Source organism: Chryseobacterium flavum, from assembly GCF_003385595.1.
GTDB classification, from domain to species: Bacteria; Bacteroidota; Bacteroidia; order Flavobacteriales; family Weeksellaceae; genus Chryseobacterium; species Chryseobacterium flavum.
Map to the genome: position 1 here is coordinate 43069 of NZ_QNUE01000001.1, position 16742 is coordinate 59810.

Sequence of the window (16742 nt, forward strand, 5' to 3'; positions counted from 1 at the left end):
CAGATCAGTTTTTTAATATTCAGGAATATCTTCCTCTTATTCCTTCGATTTGTTTTTTGGTGTTCATCCCATCTCTGCAGGAGGAGCTGCATTGCGGGAGTCCCCGTAAGAGTCGTTAATGCCTGGGAAAGCTGTTAACGCCGGCTTTTCAGAACTGTACTGCTGTGCGCATCATCAGTATCGATCAGTTTTGATCAGGCTACCGGAACCTGTACATTACTATATCAAGAGCTCTTTATCATATTTCTTCCGGCTACCATAGGCCGGGATTTAGAAAGTATAGTTCACACTCAGGCTGAACAGTCTTCCGCTGTAGGCCCGAAACATAATCTTATCAATATTCTTATCATATCTGTCTGTTGCGCCGGGTAAAAGTCCCCAGGCTTCCCGCTCAGTTCCTACAGTACTTCCTCCATCACCTTTTGCGGCCAGATAAGAATTAAAATTGTTATAATATTCTTTCACTCTGTCAAATAAATTTCTCACGTTGAATTTTAGCTCCAGATTCCTGTTCTGAAGGAATTTGTATGAAATTTGTGCATCGGCTACAGCATAAGGGCGCTGTATTTCTTCTCCTTTATATGCGTATCCCACCGTAATGTATTGGTCTCCCTTAGCATTATACAGAAAACTCAGCCCCAAACGGTTACCATCATACATCAGCCCTAAATTATAAGCATAAGGAGTCTGACCATAAAGTGGCCGTTTTACCTCATAGGTTTCATCAGTATCTTCTGTCTTATATAAATCTTTAAAGGCAATTACTTTAGTGTCATTATATGTGAAATTTCCACTTATAAAAAGCTTTTGTAAAAAAGCTGCGTCAGTTATAAAGCCCAGATTTTTTCTAACTTCCACTTCAAAACCTTTTAGTTTAGCGTTCTTTGAATTTCCATTGTAAAGGAATAAGTTCCCTTCACTTGAAATATGCCCCTCACGCTCTATAGGCCGGTCTATGTTCTTATAATATAGTCCTGCCGAAAATATTTCTCCCAGTCCTGGAAACCATTCGAATTTGAAATCATAATTGTTAATAACAGAAGAGGTCATCGGTGTATTATAAATTAAGCCATTCGCAATCGGATCAAAATAAGGTAGTCCTGTTCTTTCGTTGAATTGAGGGCGTATCACAGATTTGTTATATGCCAGCCTCAGATTAATCTTGCTGGTAGGGCTATAAGTGAAATTCAGCGAAGGCATCCATTGCCATGATTTGTCCGCTATCTCTGCTTTATCAACATATTTAGAATCAGTTGGATCTAATTGTTGGGAAATCTGATCATATTTAAAATATTCAGCCCGAAGTCCCCAGACCAGTCTTAATTTATTCTTCCAGCGGCTATCAAACATAAGATAAAAAGCATGCTGCTTTACATCCCCTTCGTACTTATCGTTTTTGTACAACGCCCGGGTTTCCCATCCAATTCCTCCGGGAACATAATGAGAACCATTGAACCATTCTGCAAGAGGGCCATACATGGTTAAATAATTTTTTTCACTATTCGGAACATCCCGGTTTTCATCTACTCTCAGGAAAAATTTCTGTTGTTGATTGGTATTATTTTTTAAAGCACCCGCATACCCTGCTTTAATTGCATTTTTGAAATTTCCGGTATCCAAATCCCATTTGACTGAAGCGCCGAAATTATAATCTGTTTCCCTGTTTTCTATATATCCTCTATAAAAATCAGCACCGGAATTATAGATTTTATGATAGGTTAATATCTCATTCCCTATAAAATCATAACGGGTCAGATATTGCGTATAATCTTTAGTATCTGATGCCACACCAGTACGGGCAGCAAACCAACTGACCTCTATATTTCCCGTTTTATGGTTTCCTTCCAGCTTATTCTGCAAAAGAGTCTGAAAAATAGGATAATTAGTATTGTCGGTATAGGGTCTGTCCAGATTTTTGATCTGAGCAGGATCATTGCCAGGCACTATTCCGTAATAAAAATAATTATAGGCAGCCTCAGCATTGGAAGCCATCCCACTTCCTGTGGAATATTCATTCCATCCCGTTACTCTGGTAAGTGTATTATCAAAAATATGGGTATATGAGTTACGGAAAGAAAATCTGTTTTTACCCAATTGAAGGCCAAAGTTAAGCATTCCTGCCATCGTAGAGTTGTAGTTATAGGAAGCGCCTTTGTTTTTAAAATTATAAAATGGGATCTGTCCATTTTCATCAGGCATTCCCGTTGTATCCAGCCAGTTTCCTCTTCCGGTATGGTCGATGTCCAGTTTATTCTGTTCATTCCTGATCACAAATGCTCCGGCAAAACCCCATTTATTATTGTTTTTAAGAGCGTATGTTCTTCCTATTGCGAACTGTATATTTGACCCCATGTCACCTTTAGTTTTGTAGGTACTGAAGTTGTCATTTGTAAATTGTCTGGACTGCTCAAAAAATCTTGGATCTGTCCAGTTCATTGGCTCAAGTCCTTTGGGAAAATCCCTTGTTCCGTCATCATATCCGAAATAATCATACTTTCCGCGCTTACGGGTCAGAAATTCCTTAAAGGCTGACTGATCATTATAAGAAGTTCCCATTGTTACTGTCGTAAAATTTTCATTGGGAATATCTTTGGTTCTCACTTCCACATATCCTCCTGCAAAACTGGCATTCATATCAGGGGTTGCGGATTTGCTTACCACTACGCTTTCCACCATTGCTGTTGGAATGATATCAAAAGAAAAGTTCTGGTTATAGGCTTCGGTACTTGGCAGATTAATTCCATCCATGGCTGCAGTATTCCAGCGTTCTCCCATAGACCGTACCACTACATATTTGTTATCTATGGTAGTAATTCCTGTAACTCTTTTTAGGGTTCCCCCCACATCGCTGTCCGGAGTTTTGGAAATCTGTTCAGCAGAAATCCCGTCACTCATCTGTGCTGCTTTTTTCTGCTGCGCCAGTAATCCTGCCTGGGTATCTGCTTTACGGGTTGCTGTTACTACCACTTCTTTAATATCGGTTACTTTATCAGAAGCTTTATTCAAAGCAAATGAAACAGTATTGGTTTCCTTGTTAGTCACAGACAGCTTTTCTACCCTTAATGTATTATATTGGGGAGCCTTTATAGTCAATGTATAGACACCTGAGGGAAGATCGACTGCAAAATCGCCATTATTATCCGTCGTGGTGGTTTTCTGTGCAATACTTACTTCCGCACCGACAACAGGATTTCCTATTTCATTAACAATTTTTCCTGAAATCCGGCCATTTCCCGGCACAGCAAAGCCAGAACCCTGATATTTTATTGAGATGAGATCACCATGGAGACGGAATACAACAGGAAGTCCGTTGGTAATATCCTTCAGGCAATTATCTATTGAACTGCTCTCACATTTTACTCCTTTTATCCTCAGTTCTTTAATGTCTGTTTTTGAATAGGCCAATCTCATTCCCGTTTTTCCGGCAAATTCTTCCAGTACTTCAATTAATGGTCTGTTTGAAGGAACAGAAAATGAAACTTTCTGAACCAATTCCTGCGCTTCTGCTGCTACAGTAAAAAATAAAGCTGCTACGGTAAGACCACATTTCAAACTTTTCATACGTAAGTGTTCTCTTTTTTAGAATTTTATGATTATTTATTTTTTTAATATCACTGACTAATCTTTTTCAGGGTATAGGCATTTTCTTTTTTCTGCACCTCCAATCCCAGTATAAAGGCCAGTGATTCTATATTTTCTGCAACAGTACCTCCGGTAAAGTCAGCCGTAATTTTCTTGTTTTCTGCTTCTTTAGGATAATAGATTTTTGTATTATAATTGCCCTCCAGCACTGCAATAACTTCTTTGAGAGGTACATCATTAAAGCTTAAAGAAAGGAGTTCAGATTTTTGTTTTCCCTGAGCCTTAACTGCTCCCATTGATATAATAGCAGTGGTGTGCAGCACACCAAAGTTGGTCCATTTCTGATTGGGTTTCAGATAAGAAACAGGTACTCCTTCAGATGATACTGCCACTTTACCTTCATAGAGGTCAACTGTTTTTTTCTTACCGGATTGTGAAATCTTAAATACTGTTCCCAATACTTTGGTACTGAATCCGTCAGCCTGAACAATAAAAGGGTGTACTTTTGATTTTGCTACTGAAAAAACAGCATCCCCTTTCAGATGAACCACCCTTGTTGATGCAGGAAATGACTTGTCAACAGTAAGCTCTGCACCGGGTAACAGGGTAATAACCGACCCGTCTTTCAGGTGGATCTCCTTTTGTTCTTTTGTTGCCAAATAAACATTCTGTTTAAAAAATGTATTATAGGTAAAAAGACCTCCTACTGATAACAGCAAAACAATAACTGCTGCGATTTTATAAACCTGCGTTTTAAAGTGGCCGGCATTTCCGGCTTCCTTATGTGGCTTAAAATAGTATTCCAATGCATTTAATACCCGTTCTCTGGATTCTCTCATATGAATGGGGTCCATATCTTTTCCCACATGGATTTTCCAGTGCTCTATAATTTCATTTTCCTTTCGGGTTATTTTTTGCCCTGATACCTCACGGGCCCAAAGCCTGAAAACAAAGGCTTCGATATCTTTATATTTAAAACGTTTCATAAAATGGTTCATCGTATTCACAGATACTTCTATCTATAAGACAGTGAAAATGAAAAACTTCCCTACCGAATTGTTAACATTCTATTCATATTACAACCTGATTCAAGATCATTTTCAACTTTTTTTACATTTACTCAACATTAGATTCATATTTAAGCCCAGATTTCAAGAAATATTTAACCTTACCATAATTAAAGTTCACAAAAAGTTAATTTTCCTTTAGGTAATTTTGTAACAGCAATATGAACCTAACAGACTATACTTTACTAAAGAAAATAAAATCAGGCGACCGCCCTGCATTTATGCTGCTGTATGACCGATACTGGGATAGTCTATATAGCTTTGTTTTTGTCCGGACCCGTGATAAAGAAATTACAGAAGAACTGCTTCAGAATCTTTGGATGAAAATCCTTGAAAATACGGATGCCATACAAACAGATGAATCCGGAAATGCCAAAGGATATCTGCTCCGCTATCTTCATTACCGGGTTATTGATTATTACAACAGTTATAAAAAAGTACCTCCCACGTTAAGCATTGATGAGCTGGATGCCCCGGAAATAGAAATAACTGATACTGAATATTTTGAAATTCTTGAAGAAAATGAAATTTCTGCCCTGCTATCAATGATTGACAGTGTGGTTTCACAGCTTCCTCCAACAGAGCAGAGAGTATATGATATGAGGATCCGCAGAAATATGTCTGTCAATGAAACGGCAGAAGCACTGGGAATCAGTAATAAAACGGTAAGTAATAAGCTGAGTAAAGCTCTTGGTGAAATACGGGAACAGCTGAATCCTGAATACCAGTCTTCTAAAAAACTGATATCCATGCTTGTACTTATTGAGTTCTTTACAAGATAGATTAAAAAATGACTTTACAGAATTACCTATTCTGTAAAGCAAGACTTATAATGAAAACTCGGGTAACCGGGTCTCTTTAAAATTCATGATTTTAAAATCTGCAATGTCAAAATGAATGTCTTCGTTATCATTTGTGAAAACAGCCGTTTTCATACCGGCGTCTTTTGCTGCTTTTAAACCTGAATAGCTGTCTTCAATGGCAATGCACTGTTCAGGAGAAACTCCTAATTTTCTCGCAGCAGTAAGATATACAGCTGGATGTGGTTTTCCCTGAACCTCAGATTCTGCCGAATGTACGGCATCAAACAGGTGTCTGACCTCAAGTTTTTCGAGCACAGCTTCTGCAACCTGTAAAGGAGCATTGGTTGCCAGTCCTATTTTATAGGCTTTATTTTTAAAACGTCTGATCAGGTCCTCAATGCCTGGCATTGTACAATTATCTGAACGGATCAGCTCAATAACCCTTGTGATCACTTGCTGTTCTACAGAAGGAATATCAAGTTCACCCCATGGAAATCTGTTGTACCAGAATTCTGTTACTTCCCTGGTAGTCATATACCGGGTGAGAGATGCCAGATCTTCCGTTACCTGTACCCCATAAGATGAAAATACATCAAGTTCTGCCTGAGCCCAGAAACCTTCGGAATCTACAAGAACTCCATCCATATCAAATATCACTGCCTCTAAAACCATTTATATTGAATTACCGGTTATTTTATAAATACAACGCTGCCCTCCTGAAATAATATGATCTACCCTTTCTATGACGTATTCTTTGCCAATCAATGACTGAAAATTGGATAATTCGGCACGGCAAAATCCCTGACATTCCTTTGCTGCGGCACAGATCGGACAATGATTTTCTATCAGAAAATACTCCCGTCCTTCTTTTTTCCATTCTGCCATATATCCTTCTTCACTGCGGATTTTTGCCAGAGCATCCAGACGTTGCTCCAGTGTTCTTGTTCCCGAAAGTACTTTTTCATACCGGGTATGGGTGTTTTTTTCACGATCACTGATCAACAATTCCAATGCATTTTCTCCCAAAAGATTCTTTACAGACCTTAAAAGCTGAACCGTTATTTCCGCATGAGTATCCGGAAACTGAGACAATCCTTTTTCTGTAAGCACATAGTAAGTAGACGGACGGCCAACTCCTTCACTTTTTACCAGTGAACGAATCAGGCCTTCCTGCGCAAGGTTCAGCAAATGCTTTCTGGCTCCTTCTTTAGTGATAGATAATTCTTCGGCAATAAGAAGTGACGTTGCTTCTCCTCTCATCTTCAGAAACATCAGAATACGGTCTGCCGCCGGCTTCTTCATTTGACAATATTTAGGTTGTTTTATTTTCCAACAACAAATATAGTCATTTTCTATAACCTTAAAAAAATAAGCTTAAACAAAACATTTACAGCGAACTAGCTTTTTAACTCATAACATTAATAAAACAACAATAAAGTTGTTTTATTTAAATATATTTTTACCTTTGTCATACATTAATTAAAAAAATAAATACGATGAGGCCATTTACATTACCCCAGCTGAATTATAATTATAGTGATTTAGAGCCTTTTATAGATAAGGAAACAATGACTATTCATCACCAGAAGCATCATCAGGCTTATGTAGACAATCTGAATGCAGCTCTGTTGCAGACCAATGAGATCAATCCAGATCTTGATTCACTACTGCAAAGAATCAGCGAGTATAGTCCTGCCGTAAGAAATAACGGAGGTGGGCATTATAACCACTCTTTATTCTGGGAAATTCTTTCGCCGAACCCTAAGCTGAGTCCTGAAGGCATGCTTCATGACGATATAACAGCTACTTTCGGAAGCCTGGAAGAGCTTAAAGCAGAAATGAAAAAAGCAGGGTTGGCTCAGTTTGGCTCAGGATGGGTGTGGTTGTATGTAAAGTTCAACGGATCTCTGGCCATCAGTTCTACCCCTAATCAGGATAACCCGATGATGGATATTCTTTCAATGAACAGAGGTTTTCCGATCCTTGGAATAGATATATGGGAACATGCTTATTATCTGAACTATCAGAATAAACGTGCAGATTATCTGGATGCCTTCTGGTCTGTACTGAATTGGTTTGCTGTTGAGAAAAAATATGAAGAGGCTTTGTCAAAAGTAAGATAATAACATTGATTGTAAATAATCTATGACTGAGGAAATTTTTATCAATAAAGCAAAGGCTTCAGGCATTATTGCTCTTGACCTTTCAGACTACAAGCCGACAACGGAAATTGTAGAACTGGATATTAAAGACCATCTTTTCATGGGAATGATTGTGAAGGAAAAAGAATTTAAAGAATCTATTGCTGCAGTAGATTATTCTGTTTATGATGAAAAAGCAGTAGGAATTATCTGTTCTACAGATGCCATCATCCCACCCTGGGCGTATATGATGATCATGGAAAAACTTTCTCCTTATGCTTCCTATGTGGATTTAAATAATGCAGAAACAATTCTGCTTGATCTCTGGAAACGCCGTCTCATTTATGCTGATCTGAAACAGTATAGAAATCAGAAAGTGGTTGTCCGGGCCAACACCAATTATGATCCTTCTCTGTATTTGTTAGCGGCCGGACTTCTGAAACCTTTGGTAAAAACATTGATGTATGGTGAAATAGGACTGCCCAAAGTAATTTTTAAACAATAAAAAATGAAAGCAATTATATTCAACGGATCATTGGAAAGAAGAGCCTTATCTACATCCGGACTGATTTCGGATTATTTTTCAGAACATCTGAAAATGCTGGGGATTCAAGCTGATATTTTTACACTTGCAGACTCGGGAATTCCGTTATTTGATGTCACACTCACCAAAACTCCTTTGGCAGTGGAACGCATGGTCCAGATGTTTACAGATGCTGATCTTCATTTCTGGCTGGCTCCTCTTTATCATGGAAGTATTCCAGGGGTAATGAAAAACTGTCTGGACTGGCTTGAAGTAACGTCAAACAGATATGAGCCCTATCTTACGGATAAAACAGTGGGTCTGATATGCTGGGCAGATGGCCTGCACGCTGTACAGGGTATTAATGCAATGGATGTTATCGCCAAATCATTAAGGGCATGGCCACTTCCATTCAGCGTTCCCATTATAAAGTCATCCTTACTTGCCTCCGAAGATAAAACAAAAATTTCGCCACTTTATTCCGCAAAACTTGATAAGCTGATCAGTATTGCAACAACAAAGAAAATAGAAAAAACTACAATAAATCACTTATAATATGACAGAAACATGTATACTGATAATCAGCGTTATACCTTAAAAATTGAGATTAAAGAAGCTTCAGGCTATTCAATTCCAATATCTCAGGCAGATTAGCCTGCAAGCTATCTGGCCGCTGAAATGGATGGTCTGTCTGCAGAATAGTTGCAGATTAACGCTTTCAACATAAAAGTTTGCACAGTTTATGATGCTTATAAATTGTTGAAACTGTTTTAATTAAGTTTGTAGGGGTTTCTAAAACAGTACAATGTTAAAGAAATCCCTTTTTTTAACAATCTAAAAAGAATATCATGGCTATAAAAATAACAGATGCTTGTATCAACTGTGGTGCATGTGAACCGGAATGCCCCAATTCAGCCATTTATGAAGGGGCTATCGACTGGCGCTGGAAAGACAAGACAAAGCTTACAGGACATATAACATTCCCGGATGGCATGGAAGCTGATGCCGACGCTTACAATGAAGCGGTTTCAGATGACGTCTATTATATTGTTTCCGGAAAATGTACAGAATGTAAAGGCTTTCACGAAGAACCACAATGCAAAGCAGTATGCCCTGTGGATTGTTGTGTAGATGATCCTGATCATCGTGAAACCGAAGAGGTACTATTGGAGAGGCAGAAATTCATGCACAGCGCTTAAACTTCTATCTTTTATATTAATTTCAACAAAGGCGGGTTTTTACCCGCCGGTTTTCATATTTTTCTTTTTCGGCTTTAGCCTGACTTTATTTTGCTTTAATCTCAGTGTAGATTTTCTGAGTGAAAGGAGTATCAATACCTGTTTCAGAACCATATTTCAATACAGCTCCTGCAAACAGTTCCAGTTCGTTTTCTTTCTTTCCTGAATTAATATCAAGCTGTAAGGAAGTTGGAGTTTCAAAAGGAAATGTAGAGGCTTTTTCGAATGTTTTATCGATGATATCTTTCTGAAGATAGATTTCTTTTTTATCAGTAATCTGCTTTATTTCTTTCATGATTTCAGTAGCTTCATTCCTCTGTTGTGCATTTGTGCATACTGCTCCAATGGATGAATTATATTTAGCAGTTACCAGTCCGAAGCTGGCAATAAATATGAATTTTGTCCAGATATCCGTTAATGAATTATCTTTAAAATCAAAATCAATTTGGCTTTCTTTTAGCAGATCTACAATCCAGTCTACATTATCAGAAAAATGTTGAGGATCTCTTCCGATAATCATTTTTCCTGCTTTTCCTTTGTGCTCCACCATTCCTTTCTCTTTAATATGAGATGCAACATAGATACAGGTTGGAAGAATCATATGTTCAGGAATTATTTTCCGTATCCTGTCATAAATATCCGCCCCGTTCATCATAGGAAGCAATATGGTATTTTCATTAATGACCTGCAGCAACTGTCGGCATACATTTTCAAGGTCATATTCCTTCACACAGATCAATACAAGGTCAGGATTTTTAATATCACTGATGTTCTGCAATATAGCATCAGGATGAGTCTGCGGCCTGGAATGCTCCGGAGACAACAAGGTCAACCCGTTTTCTTTTACTTTCTCATACGTTTCCCCGCGGGCAACAAAGGAAACATTATATTTTTTGGAAGCTTCATTGGCCTGATTGATTTTAAAACCAAAATATCCGCCTACACCACCCAATCCTACAACAATAATATGTTTTTTATTCATGAATTATTTTTAAACAAATATCAGCGATTATGCAGGAAATACCACTTGACAAATGAAAAGAAATTACATTTTATACATATCCCTTCTGATCCTGCTTAGTGAACTGTCTTTGATTCCGAGATAAGAGGCTATTACTTTTAAAGGAACATACCGGAAAATTTCAGGATCTTTCTTCATCAGGTTCGCATATCTAGTGGAAGCTTTCTGACTGGCCATTTCAATCAGCCTGTCATGAATATTATAATAATTAAGAACAAAAAGAAGCCTGCTGAACTCCCTGAATTCGGGAATATTATGAAAATTATGCTGTACGTTTTCCAAACCCGTTTCCCAGAAAACACAATCCGTTACGGTCTGATATATTTCTTTGGTTGGCTGCTGCCTGAAAAAAGACAAAAAATCATTAACAAAGCAGGGTGCCGTATAAATATTGGTGGTAATTTCTTCATTATCTTCGTTCAGAATATAGGAACGGACATATCCTTTTTCGAGAAAATAAGTTTTGGTGCTGATCACATTTTTATCCAGCAAAACAGTGTTTGCCTTTAATTCAAAACGGCTGAATTTTTCTGTGATTTTTTCAACCACTTCTTTTCTGATTGTAAATAAGGAATGAAAATAGGTATTAAGTGATGATTTGTCCATAGAATAAAGGCTGCAGCATATTTACTTTTAAAAATCTTTTCAGAACAAAAATAGCATTTATAAACTATAAAGATAAACCACGGACTTTTTAATAAATCCAGTGATAATTTTGTAATTTTCTCCTTTAAAAACAGATCAGATCAATATGGAAAATGACTTCACTTACAATTTCATCGAACCCGACAAAGAAATCGCAGATTTTGTGGAAAATCTGGGAACATTTCAGAATCTTTCGGATGAAGCTAAAGAAGTGGTTATTATTCCTGACGGAAGAATTGATCTTTTTTTCTCCCAATCAGCTTCAGAACCTTTTCATGTTACCCTTCTCGGTTTAGAAACCTATCCTGAACAAAGGTATATTACCCCTCATACAATTGCTTTTGTTGTAAGTTTTAAGCCTCTTGCAGTTGAATATATTCTGAATACCTCCATTGCCAATTTACTCAATCTGGGAAAAGAACTCGCCCCTGATTTCTGGAGTTTCAGTGCAGACGATTTAAAAGATTTCAACAACTGCTGTATGAAAGCTACCCAAAAGATAAAGCAACTGCTTCCTGCAAAAACAGATGAAAGGAAATTAAAGCTCTTCGAACTGGTTTATGCCTCAAAGGGTGAAATGAGTGTGCAGGAGCTTTCTGAAAAAACAGGTTGGAGCAGCAGGCAGATCAACCGTTATTTTACCAAACAGCTTGGATTGTCGTTAAAGGCTTATTCTACTATTCTACGTTTCAGAGCTTCATTGGAACATATTGCACAGGGAAGATTATTCCCGGAACTCAACTATACTGATCAGAATCACTTCATCAAAGAAGTAAAAAAATTTTCCGGAGTTGCTCCCAAGGAATTATCCCAAAATAAAAACGACCGATTTGTACTATTATCAGTATTGAAAGGAAAATAAATTTGCATTGTAAAATTTAAATTAACAATGCTGATAGACAATAAATCAATAGCAATCGTTGGTGGAGGTCCTGCCGGACTTACACTGGCAAGACTTTTACAGCTGAAAGGAGCTGACGTAAAAGTATATGAAAGAGACTTTAATAAAAATGCCCGTGTCCAGGGTTCTCCTCTTGACATGCACGAAGATTCGGGGCTGGAAGCCATCCGTAAAGCAGGATTGCTGGATGAATTTAAGAAAAGCTTCCGTCCAGGAGCTGACAGAGCACTGATTGTGAATGAAAAAGCAGAAATATTTTTTAGTGATCACGAAACAAAGCCTGAAGAAGATTTTGGGTATGAACATTTCCGTCCGGAAATAGACCGAGGTCCATTAAGAAATATGCTCCTGGATTCTCTCCAGCCTGAAACGGTAGTCTGGGACAGTCATTTTACCTCTATGGAGCCTCAGGATGAAGGCTGGATACTGCATTTCAAAAACGGAACTTCTGCGTATGCCGATCTTGTCATTGCCGGCGACGGGGCCAATTCAAAAATACGACCTTATCTTACAGATATTAAACCTGTTTATTCAGGAGTGATCATGCTGGAAGGAAATGTTTCAAAACAGGAAGCTCCCCATATTGACGCACTGGTAAAAGGTGGTAAAATCATGGCTTTTGGAAACAGTCAAAATATTTTGCTTGGTCAGAAAGGTAACGGAGATATTGGGTTTTATGCAAGTTTTAAGGCTGATGAAAACTGGCCTACTGCCAGTGGACTCAATTTTTCTGATAATACCCAGATGCTGAAATGGTTTAAAACAGAATACTCTGAATGGAGCTCTGTATGGGAAGAACTGTTTGAAAATGCTGTAACTCCTTTTATTCCACGTCTGATTTACTATATGCCCTTTGATCAGACCTGGGAAACCCGGCCGAACCTGACCTTAATCGGTGATGCTGCTCATGTAATGCCCCCATTTGCAGGAGAAGGAGCTAATATGGCTATGCTGGATGCTCTGGAGTTGAGTGAGCATTTAACGGATAACCATTATAATACGTTGTGTGAAGCTATTTCCAGCTACGAACAGAAAATGCGTGAAAGAGCTGCCATTGCCACCCGGGAATCCCTGGAAAATGGGGAACGGATGCATTCTGAAACAGCACTTGCCACAATGATTGAATTTTTCACCACCCATCCTGATTAAAATAAAAAGCTGTCTCAAACATTGAGACAGCTCATTTCCCTCTGAATAAAGTTTTTTCCTCCCTGGATTCTGTTCAGGAGTTCATTTGTATTATTTCTTGATTAACTTGGTATTATATGTATTCTTATCATTTCTGATCGTAATCAGATACATTCCTTTTACCAGTGAAGCCACATTTATTCGCTCTCCGTTAAATTTACCTTCCTGAACCAGCCTGCCATCAGCACTGTAAATCTTGTAATCTGATTCTCCTTTCAGGTTTCTGACTTCGATAAAAGTGTCAGCCGGATTAGGATAAACAGATATTTCTGATTTTGTATCATCTACTTCTCTGACCGCAAGGTTTGTATTTTCAGAAATTTTCACAGAAAAGTCTCTGAACGAACCGCTTGAAACCACTCCACCACCGTTCACAGGAACTGTAGGACTTCCACAAGGTCCGCTGGCTGCATTAAAGAAGGTACTTGCTACCCTCATTCTTACGGTTTTATCTCCCGAATATGCTGTATTAGGCACAGTAAATGTTACATTACCATCACGAAGATAAGCCTGAGCGGCAGCTGAATACTGAGGAAGAGCTCCGTTAGATACTACTTTTTCCGAATCTTCAAAAACACCATTCCTGTTATAATCTATCCAGATTTCAAGCCAGTCATTATAATTACCTCCGGCCAGATTTCTGAAATTCGCAGTATACTGAACTCCTTTTGTAAGGTTCACTACTTTAGTGGCATCATTGCTAAAATCCAGATATGTTTTATAAACATCCAATCCGGTAAATACATAGGCCAGGTTTGATAACGTCAATCTTATCAGCCCACTGTTAAAACTACCTCCATTACCTCCTGTTGTCATCAGACAATAGTCTGTTCCTGTCCTTAAGCCTTTTGTTTTAAAAGTATAATTATTTGAAAATGTTCCGGGAACATTATTAACAACCGCGGCAACCTGTACTTCATAATTGGTTTCATCTTCCAGATTGCTCAATACAACAGAGTTGGTCTGGCTTACTGCATTTGACCAGTTTGTAGTTCCTGCCTTTCTGTAATTAACAGAATAAGCGGCTCCGGAAACTTTATTCCAGGACACCCTTGCCGTGGTCTTGAAAATTTCTGCATCTAAAGCAGAGACACCTGTTGGTGCAGCCGTTGCGGATGTAGGTGCAGCTCCTACGGTAACGGCAGGAGAAACAGCGTAAAAGATATTGTTTAAAGCTGATATTCTTAATTTGATATTTCCTGTTAAATTGGCGGGCAGCTGTGCAGAATAACTTCCGCTATTGGGGGTGGAAGCCGTCAGCAGTGTCCATGTAGCTCCGTTATCTGCTGTGTAATCAATTTTTACATTGGCAACATTATAAGGTGCATTACTGGTATTGGCTGTATCCCAATAAAGGGTATTGGATGCATTGTTATATAAAATAGATGAAGTTGTAAGCCCGTTAAACTTAAAAGGTCCGTCATTCCCTACCCTTACTACAGTTTCTGAGGTGGAAGTCATCGGACGTTGTGCATTTTCATCCCGAACAGTAACTGCATAATTCAGTTCTCTTGGAATATAGGAAACGGTCTCCCAGCCCTGCTTGTCAGTCAATACACCATTCAGTACAGATTCCAGTTTAGGAAAATACCTTCTGCTGCTCGCTGTTCCGGGTAATGATCTTGCAATAGCTCCCTCAGCATTATACCCCCAGCCACTGTCTCCTGATATTGTATTTCTGTCTCCAACGCTGTTATATTGTTCCCAGGTATATTTTACAGGGTCATTTTCAGCATCTGTAACCGTAGCTTCCAGATAATAAGCAGTTCCTTTCGGGATATCATAGCTTGCCAGTGGCGTAATGACAGGGGGAGTATTTGTTGTAATATCTGTAGCTATACCACATCCGGGTTTATTTTCCAGATTATTCAACACCTGCGAAATAGATTTGTAGTGAAAATATCCATCCATATTAGCCTGAATATTATCCTGGGTAATTCCGGGATACCCCATAATGGTTGTTCCACCCCACGGTTCCACATTGGCTCCGGTAGCTTCAGTTCTCATAGAAAAAGTATGATTGGCTCCCAGCTGATGCCCCATTTCGTGTGCAGCCATTAAATCAAAAACTTCTCCTACCGGATCCGGGCTCATGGAAAAAGCAGATCCTTTTGCCAGTGCATTATTATTCGGAGGACTTGCACATATAATTCCTATTCCACCTGCATTTCCGTTTCTGCTTCCGCCTACATTCCTGTGAAATACGTGTCCTATGTCATAATTGGCATCCCCTATTTCGTTTGTCAGTAATCTCTGCAGCTGTAAATTAAGTGACGGATCACCTTGTGCTGCCGGCGGAGTATAAAAATCTGCTGCAGGATCTGTATAAAGTATTCCCGGAAGGTCCTGAACGATAAAATGCGCTCCGAAGTCTCTTTCAAACACTCCGTTTATTCTGGTCATTGTATTATTGATTGCAGTAAGTGCACCGGCAGCGTTTCCTCCATGAAACTGGGTATATTCCCCTGTCGCCGCCAATGCCATTCTGAATGTTCTGTATTTTGTATTGGCAGGCCTGTTTGTGATACCTACACCGGAAAGTGTTTGCTTCCCATTATATTCCAATGACTTTATAGCCTTAATATCATGCTCCTCTGTATCACATTCAAAACCATGAACTCCTCCCTCTTCTTTCGTTTTATAAAAAACACCATACGTTTTTTTATCTGTACTGATCGGCTCAATAAACTGAAATATTCCGTCTTTGATAATCATAGACTGCATTTCTGTCGGAGACGTACTGAATCTTACATACTTTCCGGGATCATCCACTCCAACTCCTACATATGAACCCAACTGATATTTATCAATCAGTGATTTTTCCATAACCGGGTTACTGTATACCGCAAATTTTTCAATCTTTCCTTCTGCTGTTGGCAGGGAAATAATAACTGCTCTTGCTCCCTTTCCTGTTTCTACAGCATCCTTTAACATATTTCTCAATGCCTGTAGGTCAACGTTATAAGAATATTGAACTTCAATGCCCCTTCTGATCTGCGAATCTTTTTGTGAAGCAGGTTCCCATCGTTGTCCAAACATGCTGGTAAGCCCTGCGGCTAGAGTACTAATCAATAGAATTTTTCTCTTCATAAATTTTTACCTGTTTTTGTTATATTAAAATAGTGGTTATACTTATCGGAATTTACTTATATTACCATTTAAACACGTAAATAGGCATTTTAATGTAAATTAATATCTAAAAAACTTAAATACATATATACTTAGCAAACAAATACATCACCAAATGATGATTAACAAAACTATATTTTATATTAAAAAAAGCATAAAAACAGAATACTACACACATACCTCATTACTTTAATTTACTGAATATCAGAAAATAATAAAATATTAATTTTTATTAAAAAACTTCTTTCCTACAATACTTTCTATATGGTCTGGTACTACTAAAGATTTAAATGATATCTGTTCAATCCTGAAATTCATTAGAAAAGAAAGCAAAAAATCAGACTAATCCGATAAATACAAACACAGAAATCACAATAAAAAGATTGCATTTCAATAAAAAACAGTTTATATTATTAATTTCAATAAAATTTACTGATTCATTTTCACGGTGAATAGAAATAAATACAACGGTGAATAGAAATAAATACAACACTGAAATTCAAT

At 38.1% G+C, this 16742-nt stretch carries 14 protein-coding genes; 7 read left to right on the forward strand and 7 right to left on the reverse strand.

Features of this window, described 5'->3' with window-relative positions:
- Nucleotides 1–270: 270 nt before the first annotated feature.
- Both DRF59_RS00215 and DRF59_RS00220 read right to left on the reverse strand, forming a co-directional pair.
- Nucleotides 271–3561 (reverse strand): TonB-dependent receptor, encoded by a 3291-nt coding sequence (locus DRF59_RS00215; protein WP_115956292.1) that lies wholly within the window; start codon nt 3559–3561, stop codon nt 271–273.
- A 50-nt stretch (nt 3562–3611) separates the two neighbouring features.
- The gene (locus DRF59_RS00220; RefSeq protein ID WP_241505448.1) at nt 3612–4568 is read right to left on the reverse strand and encodes a FecR family protein; all 957 of its coding nucleotides are present in this window, start codon (nt 4566–4568) and stop codon (nt 3612–3614) included.
- A 242-nt stretch (nt 4569–4810) separates the two neighbouring features.
- On the opposite strand from DRF59_RS00220, the gene DRF59_RS00225 reads away from it, so the two are divergent.
- On the forward strand, nt 4811–5431 hold the full coding sequence (locus DRF59_RS00225) for an RNA polymerase sigma factor (protein ID WP_115956294.1): 621 nt from the start codon (nt 4811–4813) through the stop codon (nt 5429–5431).
- Between the two features lie 45 nt (nt 5432–5476).
- On the opposite strand, the gene hxpB is transcribed toward DRF59_RS00225, so the two are convergent.
- Together hxpB and DRF59_RS00235 are read right to left on the reverse strand one after the other, a co-directional pair.
- Complete coding sequence (gene hxpB, locus DRF59_RS00230; RefSeq protein ID WP_115956295.1) at nt 5477–6124, reverse strand: hexitol phosphatase HxpB; 648 nt, start codon at nt 6122–6124, stop codon at nt 5477–5479.
- On the reverse strand, nt 6125–6754 hold the full coding sequence (locus DRF59_RS00235; RefSeq protein ID WP_115956296.1) for a helix-turn-helix transcriptional regulator: 630 nt from the start codon (nt 6752–6754) through the stop codon (nt 6125–6127). It lies immediately after the preceding gene.
- 194 nt (nt 6755–6948) lie between these two features.
- Between DRF59_RS00235 and DRF59_RS00240 the strand changes: the two genes are divergently transcribed.
- From DRF59_RS00240 to DRF59_RS00255, 4 genes are all read left to right on the forward strand, one after another.
- The gene (locus DRF59_RS00240) at nt 6949–7575 is read left to right on the forward strand and encodes a superoxide dismutase (protein ID WP_115956297.1); all 627 of its coding nucleotides are present in this window, start codon (nt 6949–6951) and stop codon (nt 7573–7575) included.
- A 22-nt stretch (nt 7576–7597) separates the two neighbouring features.
- A complete protein-coding gene (locus DRF59_RS00245; protein ID WP_115956298.1) occupies nt 7598–8098 on the forward strand; it encodes a DUF2480 family protein in 501 nt (166 codons plus the stop codon).
- A gap of 3 nt (nt 8099–8101) precedes the next feature.
- Nucleotides 8102–8671, forward strand: coding sequence for an NADPH-dependent FMN reductase (locus tag DRF59_RS00250; protein WP_115956299.1), 570 nt, complete (start codon nt 8102–8104; stop codon nt 8669–8671).
- Nucleotides 8672–8964: 293 nt separating this feature from the next.
- Nucleotides 8965–9315 carry a 4Fe-4S dicluster domain-containing protein gene (locus tag DRF59_RS00255; protein ID WP_115956300.1) on the forward strand — a complete coding sequence of 117 codons (351 nt, stop codon included), beginning with the start codon at nt 8965–8967 and terminating at the stop codon, nt 9313–9315.
- An 85-nt stretch (nt 9316–9400) separates the two neighbouring features.
- On the opposite strand, the gene DRF59_RS00260 is transcribed toward DRF59_RS00255, so the two are convergent.
- Nucleotides 9401–10336, reverse strand: a complete 936-nt coding sequence (locus tag DRF59_RS00260) for a ketopantoate reductase family protein (RefSeq protein WP_115956301.1) — start codon at nt 10334–10336, stop codon at nt 9401–9403.
- Nucleotides 10337–10399: 63 nt separating this feature from the next.
- On the reverse strand, nt 10400–10981 hold the full coding sequence (locus DRF59_RS00265; protein ID WP_115956302.1) for a Crp/Fnr family transcriptional regulator: 582 nt from the start codon (nt 10979–10981) through the stop codon (nt 10400–10402).
- A 145-nt stretch (nt 10982–11126) separates the two neighbouring features.
- On the opposite strand from DRF59_RS00265, the gene DRF59_RS00270 reads away from it, so the two are divergent.
- Both DRF59_RS00270 and DRF59_RS00275 read left to right on the forward strand, forming a co-directional pair.
- Nucleotides 11127–11882, forward strand: a complete 756-nt coding sequence (locus DRF59_RS00270) for a helix-turn-helix domain-containing protein (RefSeq protein ID WP_115956303.1) — start codon at nt 11127–11129, stop codon at nt 11880–11882.
- A 27-nt stretch (nt 11883–11909) separates the two neighbouring features.
- Entirely contained in the window at nt 11910–13070 is a 1161-nt protein-coding gene (locus DRF59_RS00275; RefSeq protein WP_115956304.1) for an FAD-dependent oxidoreductase, read from the forward strand.
- A gap of 90 nt (nt 13071–13160) precedes the next feature.
- On the opposite strand, the gene DRF59_RS00280 is transcribed toward DRF59_RS00275, so the two are convergent.
- Nucleotides 13161–16199, reverse strand: coding sequence for a reprolysin-like metallopeptidase (locus DRF59_RS00280; RefSeq protein ID WP_115956305.1), 3039 nt, complete (start codon nt 16197–16199; stop codon nt 13161–13163).
- Nucleotides 16200–16742 lie beyond the last annotated feature (543 nt).

Bases quoted from the DNA above. Each gene is read 5' to 3' on its own strand.
- DRF59_RS00215 (WP_115956292.1), bottom strand. From the start codon at position 3,561: ATGAAAAGTTTGAAATGTGGTCTTACCGTAGCAGCTTTATTTTTTACT.
- DRF59_RS00220 (WP_241505448.1), bottom strand. From the start codon at position 4,568: ATGAAACGTTTTAAATATAAAGATATCGAAGCCTTTGTTTTCAGGCTT.
- DRF59_RS00225 (WP_115956294.1), top strand. From the start codon at position 4,811: ATGAACCTAACAGACTATACTTTACTAAAGAAAATAAAATCAGGCGAC.
- hxpB (WP_115956295.1), bottom strand. From the start codon at position 6,124: ATGGTTTTAGAGGCAGTGATATTTGATATGGATGGAGTTCTTGTAGAT.
- DRF59_RS00235 (WP_115956296.1), bottom strand. From the start codon at position 6,754: ATGAAGAAGCCGGCGGCAGACCGTATTCTGATGTTTCTGAAGATGAGA.
- DRF59_RS00240 (WP_115956297.1), top strand. From the start codon at position 6,949: ATGAGGCCATTTACATTACCCCAGCTGAATTATAATTATAGTGATTTA.
- DRF59_RS00245 (WP_115956298.1), top strand. From the start codon at position 7,598: ATGACTGAGGAAATTTTTATCAATAAAGCAAAGGCTTCAGGCATTATT.
- DRF59_RS00250 (WP_115956299.1), top strand. From the start codon at position 8,102: ATGAAAGCAATTATATTCAACGGATCATTGGAAAGAAGAGCCTTATCT.
- DRF59_RS00255 (WP_115956300.1), top strand. From the start codon at position 8,965: ATGGCTATAAAAATAACAGATGCTTGTATCAACTGTGGTGCATGTGAA.
- DRF59_RS00260 (WP_115956301.1), bottom strand. From the start codon at position 10,336: ATGAATAAAAAACATATTATTGTTGTAGGATTGGGTGGTGTAGGCGGA.
- DRF59_RS00265 (WP_115956302.1), bottom strand. From the start codon at position 10,981: ATGGACAAATCATCACTTAATACCTATTTTCATTCCTTATTTACAATC.
- DRF59_RS00270 (WP_115956303.1), top strand. From the start codon at position 11,127: ATGGAAAATGACTTCACTTACAATTTCATCGAACCCGACAAAGAAATC.
- DRF59_RS00275 (WP_115956304.1), top strand. From the start codon at position 11,910: ATGCTGATAGACAATAAATCAATAGCAATCGTTGGTGGAGGTCCTGCC.
- DRF59_RS00280 (WP_115956305.1), bottom strand. From the start codon at position 16,199: ATGAAGAGAAAAATTCTATTGATTAGTACTCTAGCCGCAGGGCTTACC.